Source organism: Actinoallomurus oryzae (assembly GCF_039541955.1).
In the GTDB taxonomy this organism is placed as follows: Bacteria; Actinomycetota; Actinomycetes; order Streptosporangiales; family Streptosporangiaceae; genus Actinoallomurus; species Actinoallomurus oryzae.
Genome location: NZ_BAABHF010000022.1, coordinates 93591 through 106479 on the forward strand (window position 1 = coordinate 93591; position 12889 = coordinate 106479).

Annotated in this window: 14 protein-coding genes; 7 read left to right on the forward strand and 7 right to left on the reverse strand. The window is 71.1% G+C overall.

What is annotated here, in order from left to right; translation table 11 throughout:
* Positions 1 to 90: 90 nt before the first annotated feature.
* Positions 91 to 921: an alpha/beta fold hydrolase gene (locus ABEA10_RS19275; RefSeq protein ID WP_345465556.1), complete on the forward strand. Its 831-nt coding sequence runs from the start codon at positions 91 to 93 to the stop codon at positions 919 to 921.
* 139 nt (positions 922 to 1060) lie between these two features.
* Entirely contained in the window at positions 1061 to 2164 is a 1104-nt protein-coding gene (locus ABEA10_RS19280; protein ID WP_345465558.1) for a calcium:cation antiporter, read from the forward strand.
* Between the two features lie 127 nt (positions 2165 to 2291).
* Here ABEA10_RS19280 and ABEA10_RS19285 read toward each other — a convergent pair whose 3' ends face one another.
* Both ABEA10_RS19285 and ABEA10_RS51160 read right to left on the reverse strand, forming a co-directional pair.
* The gene (locus tag ABEA10_RS19285) at positions 2292 to 2972 is read right to left on the reverse strand and encodes an esterase/lipase family protein (RefSeq protein ID WP_345465560.1); all 681 of its coding nucleotides are present in this window, start codon (positions 2970 to 2972) and stop codon (positions 2292 to 2294) included.
* Between the two features lie 92 nt (positions 2973 to 3064).
* A complete protein-coding gene (locus tag ABEA10_RS51160; RefSeq protein ID WP_425550930.1) occupies positions 3065 to 3430 on the reverse strand; it encodes a helix-turn-helix transcriptional regulator in 366 nt (121 codons plus the stop codon).
* Positions 3431 to 3696: 266 nt separating this feature from the next.
* Between ABEA10_RS51160 and ABEA10_RS51165 the strand changes: the two genes are divergently transcribed.
* Together ABEA10_RS51165 and ABEA10_RS51170 are read left to right on the forward strand one after the other, a co-directional pair.
* Positions 3697 to 4449, forward strand: a complete 753-nt coding sequence (locus tag ABEA10_RS51165) for a hypothetical protein (protein ID WP_425550923.1) — start codon at positions 3697 to 3699, stop codon at positions 4447 to 4449.
* 7 nt (positions 4450 to 4456) lie between these two features.
* On the forward strand, positions 4457 to 5608 hold the full coding sequence (locus ABEA10_RS51170; protein ID WP_425550924.1) for a hypothetical protein: 1152 nt from the start codon (positions 4457 to 4459) through the stop codon (positions 5606 to 5608).
* A 96-nt stretch (positions 5609 to 5704) separates the two neighbouring features.
* Here ABEA10_RS51170 and ABEA10_RS19295 read toward each other — a convergent pair whose 3' ends face one another.
* Positions 5705 to 6574 carry a hypothetical protein gene (locus tag ABEA10_RS19295; protein WP_345465564.1) on the reverse strand — a complete coding sequence of 290 codons (870 nt, stop codon included), beginning with the start codon at positions 6572 to 6574 and terminating at the stop codon, positions 5705 to 5707.
* Between the two features lie 198 nt (positions 6575 to 6772).
* Here ABEA10_RS19295 and ABEA10_RS19300 point away from each other — a divergent pair, with 198 nt between their 5' ends.
* Entirely contained in the window at positions 6773 to 8197 is a 1425-nt protein-coding gene (locus tag ABEA10_RS19300; RefSeq protein ID WP_345465566.1) for an MFS transporter, read from the forward strand.
* Positions 8198 to 8203: 6 nt separating this feature from the next.
* Here ABEA10_RS19300 and ABEA10_RS19305 read toward each other — a convergent pair whose 3' ends face one another.
* The 4 genes from ABEA10_RS19305 to ABEA10_RS19320 form a co-directional block, all read right to left on the reverse strand.
* Positions 8204 to 8395, reverse strand: a complete 192-nt coding sequence (locus ABEA10_RS19305) for a hypothetical protein (protein WP_345465568.1) — start codon at positions 8393 to 8395, stop codon at positions 8204 to 8206.
* A gap of 159 nt (positions 8396 to 8554) precedes the next feature.
* Complete coding sequence (locus ABEA10_RS19310) at positions 8555 to 9289, reverse strand: acetate uptake transporter (RefSeq protein WP_345465570.1); 735 nt, start codon at positions 9287 to 9289, stop codon at positions 8555 to 8557.
* A gap of 217 nt (positions 9290 to 9506) precedes the next feature.
* Positions 9507 to 10544 (reverse strand): PP2C family protein-serine/threonine phosphatase, encoded by a 1038-nt coding sequence (locus ABEA10_RS19315; RefSeq protein ID WP_345465572.1) that lies wholly within the window; start codon positions 10542 to 10544, stop codon positions 9507 to 9509.
* A 215-nt stretch (positions 10545 to 10759) separates the two neighbouring features.
* Positions 10760 to 11281, reverse strand: a complete 522-nt coding sequence (locus ABEA10_RS19320; RefSeq protein ID WP_345465574.1) for a MarR family winged helix-turn-helix transcriptional regulator — start codon at positions 11279 to 11281, stop codon at positions 10760 to 10762.
* A 285-nt stretch (positions 11282 to 11566) separates the two neighbouring features.
* Here ABEA10_RS19320 and ABEA10_RS19325 point away from each other — a divergent pair, with 285 nt between their 5' ends.
* Positions 11567 to 12589 carry an alpha/beta hydrolase gene (locus ABEA10_RS19325; RefSeq protein ID WP_345465576.1) on the forward strand — a complete coding sequence of 341 codons (1023 nt, stop codon included), beginning with the start codon at positions 11567 to 11569 and terminating at the stop codon, positions 12587 to 12589.
* Positions 12586 to 12888: a hypothetical protein gene (locus ABEA10_RS19330; protein ID WP_329247013.1), complete on the forward strand. Its 303-nt coding sequence runs from the start codon at positions 12586 to 12588 to the stop codon at positions 12886 to 12888. Before ABEA10_RS19325 ends, ABEA10_RS19330 begins: the two co-directional genes overlap by 4 nt.
* The last annotated feature ends 1 nt before the right edge of the window (position 12889 follow it).

Consider the following 12889-nt stretch of genomic DNA (forward strand, 5'->3'; position numbering starts at 1 on the left):
CAGGCCCGGGCGGCCCGGTAAATGCTTTGCCCTGGGCTTCGTCAGGTGTTTCGGTGGTCCGGTCATCGTTCCCCAGCGCCTGGAGATCTTGTGAGCGCACCCCGGCACACTCCGCACGGGATCGCCTACGAACGCGCCGGTCGCGACGGCGACGTTCCGATCGTCCTCCTTCACGACGGCGTGGCCGACCGGACCATGTGGGACGCGCAGTGGGACACGCTCACGGCCGGGTCCGACGTCGTACGCCTCGACCTCCGCGGCTTCGGCGAGTCCGGCAGGCCGCCCGGCGCTACCTGGTCGCATGCCGAGGATGTCCTGTCCACGCTGGACCACCTCGGCATCACCCGGTGTCACCTCGTGGGTGCCTCGTTCGGAGCCGGCGTCGCGTCCGAGGTCGCCCTGTCCAGGCCGGGCCTGGCTCGATCCCTGCTGCTCTGCCCGCCGGGCGGCAGCCTGCTGGCGGAGTTGACCGAGGATCTCAAGAACTTCTTCGCGGCGGAGAAGAGCGCCCTGGCCGCTCGCGACCTCGACGCGGCGGTGGAGGCCAACATCGCCACGTGGGTGGTCGGCCGCGACCGTGCGCCATCCGATGTGCCGTCCGGCGTCCAGGATCACGTACGCCGTATGCAGCGGCGCGCGTTCGAGGTCGCCGAGTCCCTGGGTGAGACCGGCGAGGCCGAGTTCGCCCCACCCGCACTCGAACGCCTGCCCGATCTCACCGCTCCGGTCCTCATCCTGATCGGGGGACACGACCTCGACACCACGCACGACTGCGCCGAGCGGATCTGCCGGGCGCTGCCCGACGCCCGCCGTGTCGATTGGCCCGACGTCGCCCACCTGCCCTCCATGGAGCGGCCCGCCGACTTCCTCGCGCTGCTGACGGAGTGGGTCGCTCACCATCCGAACCGGGAGGGGACCTGAGCGATCCGGCCGCGCGCCGTCTGGGCGCATCGCCGGTCACGTTCGCGCATGTCCGGGTCGTCCCGTGCCGTCCGCGGTCGCGGTTCCCCACCGCCCGGCGGCGTACGCTTCGGCAGGTGATCGGCAGCGGAACCGGGTCGTGTCGCGCCTGCGCGTGAGGGCGTGGGCGGCGCAGTGGACCTGGTTCGCGCCGATCCTCGCGGTCGCCGTGCTGTCCCTGGTCTGGGGGCGCACCGTGTCCCCGGTGGCGGCCGTCGGAGTGGCGGTGCTCCTGGCCGTCTCGGTCCTGGCGGCCGTGCACCACGCGGAGGTCGTCTCGCAGCGCGTCGGTGAGCCGTTCGGCTCGCTGGTCCTCGCGGTCGCCGTGACCGTGATCGAGGTCGCGCTGATCGTGTCACTGATGATCTCCGGAGGCGCGAAGACGGTGTCGCTCGCCCGCGACACCGTGTTCGCCGCCGTGATGATCACCTGTAACGGCATCGTGGGCATCGCCCTGGTGATCGGAACCCTGCGCCACCGGGTGGTGGCGTTCAACGCGGAGGGCATGGGCGCGGCCCTGGCCACGATCGCGGCGCTCGCGACGCTCAGCCTGGCGCTACCGGCGTTCACCATCAGCCGTCCGGGCCCGACGGCCAGCCCCGGCCAGCTCGGCTTCGCGGCGGTGGCCTCCCTCGCGCTGTACGCCCTGTTCGTGCTGACCCAGACCGTCCGCCACCGCGACTACTTCCTGCCTCCGGAGCAGGCGGGCGGCGCGATCGGCGCCGGAGAACACGTCGTCCGTCCCTCGCCGCGCCGCACGCTGTCGAGTCTCGCCCTGCTGCTGGTGGCCCTGGTGGCGGTGGTGGGACTGGCCAAGGCGGTGTCGCCGGCGATCGAGTCCGCGCTCGCGGCGGCCGGGCTGCCGCAGAAGGTCGTGGGCGTCGTCATCGCGCTGCTCGTCCTGCTGCCCGAGACCATCGCCGCCGTACGCGCCGCCCGGCGCGATCGCATCCAGATCAGCCTCAACCTGGCCTTCGGGTCGGCGATGGCCAGCATCGGGCTCACCATCCCGGCCATCGCGATGGCCGGGATCTGGCTGCGCGGACCTCTCGTCCTCGGCCTGGGCCCCACGCACCTGATCCTGCTGGCGCTGACGGTCGTGATCGCGACCCTGACCGTGGTGCCGGGCCGCGCGACCCTGCTCCAGGGCGGCGTGCACCTCTTCGTGTTCGCGGCCTTCCTCACCCTCGCGGTCAGCCCATGACCGAGCGAAGCGAGAGAATCAAAAGACACGCCCCAGTGGTCACGCCCTCCGACGTAGGAGGACCCATGACCGGGCGCGGAGCCGGGCCCCGGCGCCGCCGGGGCCCGGCCGTTCTCATCGCACCGGGTCAGGTCGCGAGGAACGAGCGCACCGCGGTGAGGGTCACCGTGTCGGTCAGGTAGCCGATGTGGTTCTGGCACACCACGTTGTTGTTGGTGGCGCCGTTCAGCTCCGTGCTGGTGTATGGGATGATCACGCCGTCGCAGGCCGAGTACCAGGTCGCGTACTTCGTGTTGCCCGGCGTCTCGTCGCCCGAGGTCACGGTCTGGACGAACGACGAGCCCGGGAGCATCTCCACGCACGAGGGGTAGATCGTGCAGGCGGCGGCGTACGTCGTGCCGTGGTTGGCGCCGGCGATGGAGGCCAGGTGCCGCACGTACGGCTGGCCGCCGAGCTCCTTGATGTACCAGTCGCTCACCAGCCCGCCCATGGAGTGGTTGACGATGTCGACCTGGGACGCTCCCGTCTGGGCCAGGACCTGCCGGACGTACGACGCCAGCCCGGCCGCGCTGGTCTTGTTGGACTGGGCCCAGTTGTACTGGTAGGCGAACATCTCGTTGGTGCTGTAGCCGCCCGCCGCGAACACCGCCTCGGCGGTGACCCAGTTGGACGCGCTGCCGGTGTAGCCGTGGACGAAGACGACGGGGACGTGGGTGGCGGCGTTCGCGGTGCCCGTCTGCCCGGCGGACAGCACGCAGGCGACGGCGGCGAGAACGGCCGCGAGGAAGGTGCCGAGAGATCGGCGCATGGGTTCCCTCCTGGCTGGGGGACTGGGACGGATGGCCGAAGTCTCATTCGGCGCCCGGCGCGGCGCATCGGCGAAATCACCAGTCCCCGGGTTCAGCCGAAGAACCGCGCCAGCTCAACGCGGGAGCGGATGCCGAGCCGTACGAAGACGTTCCGCAGGTGGTGGTCGACGGTGCGGTGGCTGAGGAACAGCCGCGCCGCGATCTCCCGGTTGGTGGCGCCCTCGGCGGCCAGCCGGGCGATCTGGCGCTGCTGCGTGGTGAGGTCCGCGGCGCCCTTGTGCACCGGCGCCGGGGCGGTCTCCCCCGCCGCGCGCAGCTCGGCGCGCGCGTTCTCGGTCCAGTGCTCCGCCTCGTAGTACTCGAAGATCTGCAGGGCGTTGCGCAGGTGCTCGCGGGCCGCTCGCGGCTTGCGCCCCCGGCGCAGCCGGTGCCCGTACAGCAGCTCCGTGCGCGCCATCTCGAACGCCGAGTCGCCGCGCTGGTGCAGCCGCAGCGCCTCGCGGAAGTGCTCGTCCCCCTCGGCGTCGTCGCCGGCCAGCAGCGCATGGCAGCGGTGGGACAGCGCGAGGCGTACGGCGTCGCGGGTGCTGGCGGCCCACCGGTCGAAGACCTCCAGCGCCTGCCGCGCGCCCGCCCTCTCGTCGCAGCGGACGGCGGCCTCCACGAAGTGCGGGCGGTGTCCTTGTCGCCCTGGAGCGCGGCGAGCAGCGCCATCGTCGCAAGGTGGTCGATCGCGTGGTTCTCCTGGCCGGCGGCGCGGGCCAGCCGGAGGCACTCCATCGAGTGCGCCATGGCGGAGGGATGACGGCCGAGCCACAGGTCGGCGAGGGCGAGGTACGCCAGCGCCCACGGCTTCACGGCCGCGTCCGCGTCGATGCTGAGCCGGACCGCCTCACCCGCCAGCTCGTGTGTCCGCTGGTCGTCGCCGAGCATCTGCGCCGCCATGCCCGCCCACACCTTGGCCGCGCAGTCGTCCGTGGCGTCCGCCAGCCGCACCGTACGGCGCAGCGGCTCGACGGCCTCCTGGTGGCGGCCGCGGTAGGTCGCGGACATCCCCTCGAAGTGGGCGAAGAGGAGCTCGGTCTCGGGGGGCTCGTGCCGCCCGCGCAGGGCCGCGGCGCGCTCCGCGATCGCCAGGTAACGGCGCAGGTCACCGTTCAGGCAGCTCGCCTCGCCCGCGTACGCCAGCGCGACCACCGCGCTCCGGCGGTCGTGGCCCGCCAGCCGGTCCGCCGCGTCGAGGAGCATCCGGCGCCCGGCGGCCGGCCGCCCGTCGCGCAGCTCGATCTCGCCGCGCAGCAGGTCGGCGCGGCCACGGAGCGGACCCTGCCGCGCCGCGGGCGCGAGCCTGCGGACGAGAGACCGTGCGCGCCTGCTCCGGCCGGCCAGCCACGCGTCGGTCGCCGCCGCGAGCAGCATGGTCGCCTGCTCGTCCCGGTCACGGGTCAACGTCGCGGCTCGCTGCCACGCACGTGAGGAGTCGGTGTACCGCCCGGCCGCGCCGGCCTCGGCCGCCGCCTGGCACAGCTCGGCGGCGAGCACGTCGTTCGCCTCGCAGGCGAGCGCGGCGCGGTGCCAGACCCGCCGGGCCCGCTGCCGGTCGTCGTCGAGGACCCTCGCGAGCAGTTCGTGCACGGTGTTCCGCTCGGCCAGCGGCGCGTCGGCGTACACGGCGCTGCGGATGACCGGGCTCGGCACCGTGATCGAGTCGCCGTCGACCCGCACCAGCCCCCATGCGCGTACGGCCTCCAGCTCGCGCAGGTCCAGGCGGTCGGCCTCGGCGGCCCTGGTCAGGGTCCGGCCGTCGAGGCGGTCGTCGGCGACGGCGAGCAGGGCCAGCCGGCGGGCATCGGGCGACAGGCGGAAGAACCTCCGCCGGTACACCGCCCGCAGCCGGCTGCCCGGCGGCAGCGTCTCCGGAGGAGGCTGCTCCCCGGAGAGCTGGCCGGGCGTCAGCGCCGCGGCCATCTCGACGAGCGCGAGCGGGTTGCCGCCGGTCAGCTCGGTCAGCCCGGCCGCCAGATCCTCGGTGACGCCGGTGGGGCACCGGTCGGTGAGGACCTCCGTGCTCGCGGCCTCGTCCAGCGGGGGAAGCGGCAGCCGCGGGATCCCGGCGAGCCGGTCACGCTCGGGCGTGGTCACGTGCTCGTTGTGCGCGGCGAACAGCATCACCACCGGCTCGTCGCCCAGCCGCCGCGCGGCGAACGCCATGGCCTCGAGCGACGCGCGGTCGAGCCAGTGCACGTCGTCGATCCAGCACAGGACGGGTCCGGAGCGCGCGGTCGCGGTCAGCAGGGCGTGCACGGCGGTGCAGAGCGTGAACGGGTCGGCGGCGCCGTTCCCGTCGAACACGCGGCGGAGCGCCCCGGCCTGGCATTCGGGCAGGCACGAGATCCGGTCCGCGACGGGGCCCAGCAGGCGGTGCAGGCCGGCGAGCGCGAGCGACGACTCCTGCCGGATCCCGCGGATGCCGAGCGTGCGAAAGTCCGGGCCGGCCCGGCGTACGGCCCATTCCAGCAGTGCGGTCTTCCCCCATACCGGGCTCGGCGAGAACGGAGAGCGCACCGCCCCGCCCGGACCGGGCCCGGTCGAGCAGGCCCTCCAGCACGGCGAGTTGGTCGTCACGACCACGTAACACAACGGACACATCGCCAGTCTTACTCGCCAGTAAGGGAAGGCAAGGTCCGATGTCAGGCGCGTCCGGTAACGGCCAGCACTCCCCTGCGAGGGATCAGTCGAAGAGCTCCGCCGCCGTGGTGACGACTCCCGCCCGCTGCGCCCAGGCCTCCAGCTGAGCAAGATCCCCACAGCCGACGATGCGATCACGGACGTCAGCGGAAACGCAGACACCACGCGCCGACAACACCATTAAAATGGTCTTGGCCACCGCCTCGACCGCCCCCTCGGCTTTGCCTTCGCTGAAGTAGTGGCGGGCGAAGTCACTCTGGTACTCGTAGTTCTTAAGCTTCATCAGCGTCTCCAGGTAGTGCCGGGTGGCCCGCGGAAGCACTGCCGATACGACATCATGATAGAGAGCCCGGTGATCGTCATCGAGCACTCCGTAAGCATCGATCAGCGACTCGAGAGTCTTACCCGCGTCCTCCCGGTGGCCATGTGCCAGTGCCGACAGCACGGCCAGCTCTGGGCTCCTGGCGGCCTCGTCCGGCTCGAGCACCTGGGGGATCTGATCGGGGCCGAGAACGATCGGCCTCAGCGTCATCCCGGGATGATCGAGGTCGATGGGCCGCGAGGCCCACGCGGCCACGCGGCGCGAGGTGCACACGACCAGCAGCTTGACCGGGCACTTCAGGCGATACCGCAGGCCCATCAGATAGAACGGCCAGCTGTAGGGCTTGTCCTTGTCCGGGTCGTTCTGGACTTCGACGATCACGGCGAAGTTCCGTTCCGCCGCCCAGTACTCGACCACCACGTCGGCGCTTAACTCGGCGAGCCGATCCTCGGTGACGGTCTCCGACCTGAGCCGGGCCTCACGGTAGCGAGGAAGCGAAATGCCGAGCGAACGATCGACGATCTCGGCGGCCAGCTCAGGGTGACTGCGAAACATCTCGCAGATCGCTTCGTGCTTACTTGAGGGGGGCATGAACACAAACACTAACAGTGATGTATTGACTACACAAAGCGAAGATGAAATCTCACCGTAGCGCCGTCCGAGCGCGTGCCGGACTCCCGTGGGCCCGTACGCTCCCCAAGAGGATGGAACGCGGGCGAGGCGTCGTGTCCAAATGAGTGCGGAGGCGGATAGGTACGCCCTGAGCATGGAGAACGCCCAGCGGTCCCGATGATCATGCGCTGGTGGGGCGAGGCGGGGAAGCGGTGGATCATCCAGGCCGTGGGCGGCCCGGCCCGGTTCCGGGTGATCGCCGTACTCGCGTGCGTGCTGGCGCTCGACTCCGCGGACAAGGGCACGGTGGGCGCCGCCGGGCCGGAGCTCAAGCGGAGCCTTCACCTGTCCAACACCGAGCTCGGTTCGCTGACCGCCGTGTCGTCGGCGATGGGCGGCCTCGCGTCGATCCCCGTCGGGATGCTCACCGACCGGGTCCGGCGGACCGGTCTGCTGGCCGCGAGCATCGCCGTCTGGAGCGTGGCGACGGTGGCCGGCGGGTTCGCCGGCTCCTACACCTCGCTTCTGCCGGCGCGGCTCGTGCTCGGGGCCGCGACCGCCACGGCGGGCCCGACGCTCGCGTCGCTGATCGGTGACTACTTCCCCTCCGCCGAACGCGCGCGGATCTACGGCTTCATCCTGAGCGGCGAGCTGCTCGGCGCGGGGGTCGGCCTGCTGGCCGGGGGAAACATCGCCCGGCTGCTGACCTGGCGATCGGCCTTCTGGCTACTGGGCCTCCTCGGCGTCGCGCTCATCGTGGTGATCCGGCGGGAGCTGCCGGAACCGGCTCGCGGCGGTCACCGCCGGCTGTCCTCCGGCGTACGGGAAGGGGAAGCCGGTGACGCGCGGCCACCCGATCCGGCGCGGTCGGCGTTGCGCGACCGTCAGGTGGCGCCCGAGCCCACCCGCGTTCTGCGGCGCGACCCGGCACGGATGTCGATCTGGGAGGTGACGCGGTACATCCTCGCGATTCCCACCAACGTCGTCCTGATCGTCGCATCGGCGATGGGCTACTTCTTCTACGCCGGGCTGCGCACGTTCAGCGTCGTCTTCGTCGAGCGGCAATACCACCTCGCCCAGGGAACGCTCAGCGGCCTGGTGGTGATCGTCGGCGCCGGTGCGCTGGCCGGCACGCTCGCGGGCGGGCGCATCGCCGACCGGCTCATCCGCCGTGGCCACCTCGACGCCCGCCTGACCGTACCGGCGCTGGCCTTCCTCATCTCCGCCGGCCTGTTCGTCCCGGCGCTGCTGACCACGTCCGTGGCGATCGCCCTGCCGCTGTTCCTGCTCGCGGCCGCCGCGCTGGCGGCGTCCAACCCTCCGGTGGACGCGGCCCGGCTCGACGTCGTCCCCTTCCGCCTGTGGGGGCGGGCGGAGAGCGTGCGTACGGTGCTGCGCATGGCCGCGGAGTCCGTCGCCCCGGTGACCTTCGGCTTCCTCGCCGACCTGCTGTCGGCGGGAAGGGCGTTCAGCGCCACCGGACTGCGCTCGGCGTTTCTCATCACGCTGGTGCCGCTGGTCGCGAGCGCCGGAATTCTCCTCCTGGGCCGGCGGACCTACCCCCATGACGTCGCCACGGCCCAGGCCTCCGACGAGCGGTAGCGCCCCTCAGAGGGTGTGCGGACCGTGCCGCGACACCTCCGCGGCGTCCAGCAGGACGACGTCGCACTCGTCGCACACCCACACGCCGTCGGGCACGCTGTAGCGATGTCTCGCCGCGTCATCACGCGCGCAGGCGAGGTGGTAGGCGCGACTGGTGTGGCGCGCCAACGACCGGCAGAACCAGGCCACTCTTGACACTCTGTGCTCCCGCGGGGGCCAACGACTCGGGCAACGGCGTTGAGCCTAGCGGACACAGAAATGCTCTTGACCAGCGCGTCCTCTGCCAGCCCGGTCAGCGAGCGGTCCGGGCGGCAGAGGACGATCATGGCGAGGCGGCCGGCTACCGGGCGGGGCGGCTCACTGTCCGATCCTGAGACCCGGCTGCCCCTGCCGGTACTCCAGCGGTCGGGTGGCCCTACGGCCCGGGATGTTCGCCGCCATGCTGTACCGGCCGATCGGCAGGATGGTGCGCCGGAAGCTGTTCTCGAGCATCATCGCCGCCGCGACGTACAGTGCCACGGCCGACCCGATCACCCACAGCCAGCCCGCCACGCGGATGGGCCAGGACGCCCCCGAGAAGTAACCGGCGGCGATGAAGCCGGCCCCCACGGACAGCAGCCCGAGCAACACCGCCATGCCCATGTTGTCGGCCAGCGCCGCGAGTGCGCACAGCCCGGTGATGACACACAGGGCCACGAACCAGAACGCGAACGCGGAATCGGCGACCCCGCCTCTCGGCGGGAGCAGGGCCGGGACGGTGGCCAGCAACAGGCCGAAGGCGAGCCAGAACGCCCCCCAGATTCCGTGCACCGCCGTGGCCAGGCCGTCGCGGGCCCGGTAGGACCACATGCCCGCCAGGAACTGCGCGAGACCACCCGCGACGAAGATGATCGGGTAGAGGTTCAGCGGCAGGCGGGCGGTGCCGTACCAGGCCGCCATCCACGCACCGACCATCATGGTCGCCGTTGCCAGCCCGAACAGTCCCAGGATGGAGGGTGCGGCGATCGGCTGCAGGAACACCCTGGTGCGATCCTGCCAGAACGAGAACTCCCGCTCCTCCTCGTCGACCTCACCCCCCGGAGGCGGGCGCATGGGTTCTTCCCTGGGCCCCGCTCCGGACGGTCTGTTGAAGCCGCGATGCCCTCGTGGTTCGGTCATCGCATCCTCCCCCGTGATTGACGGATGCTTATCGGCCCCATTACCGCAGCTCAACAGGTCGAAACGCGCCTTGAACATTTTTTGCGGCCTAACGCACCGACAGTCACAGCCGTCCCAAACATCGCTTTTACGCCAGCGGGCGGAACGCCGATCAGCGGTGCCGGATGAGCAGCATGGCGGCGTCGTCGGCGACCGGGCCTCCGACGTGGCGTACGAGGTCGGCGCGCAGGTCCTCGAGCGCCTGCTCGGCACCGCGCTCCTTCAGCAGGAAGGCGCGCTCCTGGAGCGGATAGAAACGGCCCTCGCGGTCCCGCGCCTCGATGACCCCGTCGGTGTAGAAGAGCATCTGGTCGCCCGGGGCGAAGGAGACGTCGCGCGCCTGCGGCTTCACGTCGCTCAGGTCCCTCATTCCCAGCGGCGGCGCCGGATCCGCAAGATCGACGAAGTGGACGTCACCGTCGGCTCCGATCGCGAGAGGAGGAGGATGACCACAGCTCACCAGGCTGATCCGTGTGTCGCGGAGCTCGGCGAGGACCGCGGTGACGAACCTCTCGCCGGACAGCACGCGGTCCAGCGACGTCTGCAACCGCGCGATCACCCCGGCCAGGTCCGGCTCGTCGTAGGCCGCCTCCCGGAACGCCCCGACCACGGCCGCGGCCGTCTCCACCGCCTCCAGGCCCTTGCCCTGCACGTCACCCACCAGGATGCGTACGCCCAGCGGGCTGGTGACGACCTCGTACAGGTCTCCACCGATGCGCGCCTCCGCGGCGGCGGAGATGTAACTGACCGCGACCCGTATGGGCCCCGCCCACCGCGGCACCGGCCGCAACAGCACCTTCTGGGCGACCTCGGCGACCGTCCGTACGTCGGCGAGCTCCTGCTCGCGCTGCTGCCGGACCGCGCTGGCCAGGGCGCTCGCCAGCGTCACTCCGGCGAGCGAGATGAGCAACATGTTGTTCTGCCGATGCCCCAGCACCCCGTCGTACGCCGCGAGCACCACGCACAGCACGACGGAGATCAGTCCGACCAGGAGGGCCCCGCGGACACCACGGCGCAGGCTGGCGAACGCCGGCCCCAGGGCCAGCAACGGCAGATAGCCCAGCGTGGGCCCTTCGAGCAGGTCGACGACTGCGACGATCGCCATCACCACGAACGGCAGCCACCACAGCAGTGGCTCAAGCCTCCTCATGAGTGACGCTCATCTCCTGCCGCAGTCGTTTCTCCTGACACTAGCCAGCGGCCCACGCCACCTGCCCGGAGTTCCCCGAACCGGGATCGTCGCACCGGACACCGGATAATTCTTGCATTGTGCGGGAATCGACGGGTCCAAGCCCGGGAAGAGCAGCCTCGATCAGGAAGGGGGGCGTGCGGGATGTCGCCCGGTTCCGACGACGTCTCCCCTGATCACCGCCAGCCCAGCATCAGCGTGTCGGAGACCGGTTCGCCGAGCGCGGGCTCGCCGCCCGCCTCGGTGAACGCCTGCAGCGCCGCGATCAGCCCGGCTCGCTGGCCGGGCGCCATCGCGGCGACGATGGCCGCGACCTCGTCACGCCGCCGGGCGGTGACCTCATCGACGATCTGCGCCCCAGCGTCCGTCAGGCGCAGGAGGATCTCGCGGCGGCTCTCCGGATTCACCCGCCGGTCGACCAGGCCGGCGACCACCAGGCGCTCGACCATGCGCATCGCGGTCGAGGGATTCACCGCGAGTTGTTCGGCGAGCGTCACGAGCTTCATGTTCGGCCGGCCCGACAGCACCACCAACATCCGGAACTGCGGCAGGGTCACCCGCTCCTCCACCGCGGCCAGCGATCGCGCGGAGATGGCGACCAGAAGCCGCGACGCGGTCAACACGGCCGCCGTCACGGCGTTCACGTCCTCACCGCTCGGCTCGGTCGCCGGCGACGACCACATCGCACGCTCTGCCATGGACCAGTTCTACCCGGTTTTCCCGGCCTCCGGCGAACGTTGCAGAGGACAAATACGGTTCCGGGCAAACGTCATAATCCGCACCAGGAACCCGATGCGCCGCAGCCCGCACAAGGTTTGCCCAGCTCAGATTCCGGGAAGAATTGCTGCATAGTGCAATAATTGACTAAAACCGAAACCCGCCTCAGGCGAACGTGTGGCCCTCCGGCCCGTTGACGCCGGTGCTCCGAAGTACCGCACGGACATCTCCTACCACGCAGAGTCCTGATCGGTGGTGTGGCGACCATGAACGCTCTCCAGAACCAGGCCGCGGTGCGCCCGCAGAGCCGGTCCGCGGCCGGCCTTCGTCCCCCGGGCCGGCAGGCCCGGATTCTGGCCGAGATGATGCGCGTGGGCTGGCGCCCCTTGCTCGATCACTTCCCGAGCCGGCTCATGACCCCCGCGATGATGCGTACGGCCTTCGCGACCGGCGCGCTCCTGGTCCGCCCGGATCCCCGGGCACGGGTGCAGCGGTTCCGTGCCACGACGCGCGGATCCCGATCGACGGCGCCTCGTACGATCACCGGGGAATGGCTCCGCCCGCGCGACCCGGGCGAAGGAGCCGTGCTGTACCTGCACGGCGGCGGTTACAGCTTCTGCTCCCCGCGGACCCACCGGGTGATCACCGGACGGCTCGCGGCGACGGCGGGGCTTCGCGTCCTCGTCCCCCGTTACCGGCTCGCCCCCGAGCATCCGTACCCGGCGGCGTTCGACGACGCGATGGACTCCTACCGCTGGCTCCTGGACCAGGGAGTGCCGGCCGGACGGATCGTCATCGCCGGCGACTCCTCCGGCGGTCATCTCGCGGCGGCGGTCGCCATCGAGGCCTGCCGGTCGAGCCTGCCCGCACCGGCCGGCGTCGTGCTGTTCTCCCCCTGGGTGGACCTCAGCTGCGAGCACCTGGCAGAGATCGACCGATCCCGGCGGGACCCGTTCATCAGCCCGGTCATCGCCCAGCGCTGCGGACTGCAGTACGCGGGCGGCCACGACTGGTCCGGTCCGGGGCTCTCGCTCCTGAACTGCGACGGCCTGACACTGCCGCCGTTCCTCATCCAGCTGGGTGGCGTGGAGGCCCTGCGCGAGGAGATCGAACAGTTCGCCGAGGTCCTGGCCAAGGTCGGCACGCCGTGCGAACTCCAGGTCTGGGAAGGCCAGATCCACGTCTTCCAGGCCTTCAACCGCCTGCTGCCGGCCGCGCGGGAGGCGATGGACAACGCGGCCCGGTTCATCCGCACATCAGTGAAGACCCCCCAGGAGACCACCACATGAGGTCGCTCAAATTCCGTGCACTCGTCACTCTCGATCCGGCCACCGAGCGGAGGTCGAGCGCCGTCCGCAGGCTGGTCGTGCGCGCGCACCGCCACGGGCCGGGGGGCGTGAGGGCCTTCAACGCCGTGATCGTCACCGACGACCAGGAACCGCTCCGGCCGGGAGACACCCACCACGTCGTCACCATGACGGTCACCGAAGAGGAGGCGCTCGAGCTTCTCCGGCCGGGCGATCGCTTCGAGCTGTGGAGCGATCACCAGCTCGGGCACGGCGTCGTCTCGCGGCGCGTGTTCGTCTGAC

What these genes read in the sequence shown, in the direction of transcription:
- ABEA10_RS19285 (WP_345465560.1), bottom strand. Translation starts at nt 2,972, where the DNA reads ATGCGCCGATCTCTCGGCACCTTCCTCGCGGCCGTTCTCGCCGCCGTC.
- ABEA10_RS51160 (WP_425550930.1), bottom strand. Translation starts at nt 3,430, where the DNA reads ATGGCGCGCACGGAGCTGCTGTACGGGCACCGGCTGCGCCGGGGGCGC.
- ABEA10_RS19295 (WP_345465564.1), bottom strand. Translation starts at nt 6,574, where the DNA reads ATGCCCCCCTCAAGTAAGCACGAAGCGATCTGCGAGATGTTTCGCAGT.
- ABEA10_RS19300 (WP_345465566.1), top strand. Translation starts at nt 6,773, where the DNA reads ATGATCATGCGCTGGTGGGGCGAGGCGGGGAAGCGGTGGATCATCCAG.
- ABEA10_RS19310 (WP_345465570.1), bottom strand. Translation starts at nt 9,289, where the DNA reads ATGCGCCCGCCTCCGGGGGGTGAGGTCGACGAGGAGGAGCGGGAGTTC.
- ABEA10_RS19315 (WP_345465572.1), bottom strand. Translation starts at nt 10,544, where the DNA reads ATGAGGAGGCTTGAGCCACTGCTGTGGTGGCTGCCGTTCGTGGTGATG.
- ABEA10_RS19320 (WP_345465574.1), bottom strand. Translation starts at nt 11,281, where the DNA reads ATGGCAGAGCGTGCGATGTGGTCGTCGCCGGCGACCGAGCCGAGCGGT.
- ABEA10_RS19325 (WP_345465576.1), top strand. Translation starts at nt 11,567, where the DNA reads ATGAACGCTCTCCAGAACCAGGCCGCGGTGCGCCCGCAGAGCCGGTCC.
- ABEA10_RS19330 (WP_329247013.1), top strand. Translation starts at nt 12,586, where the DNA reads ATGAGGTCGCTCAAATTCCGTGCACTCGTCACTCTCGATCCGGCCACC.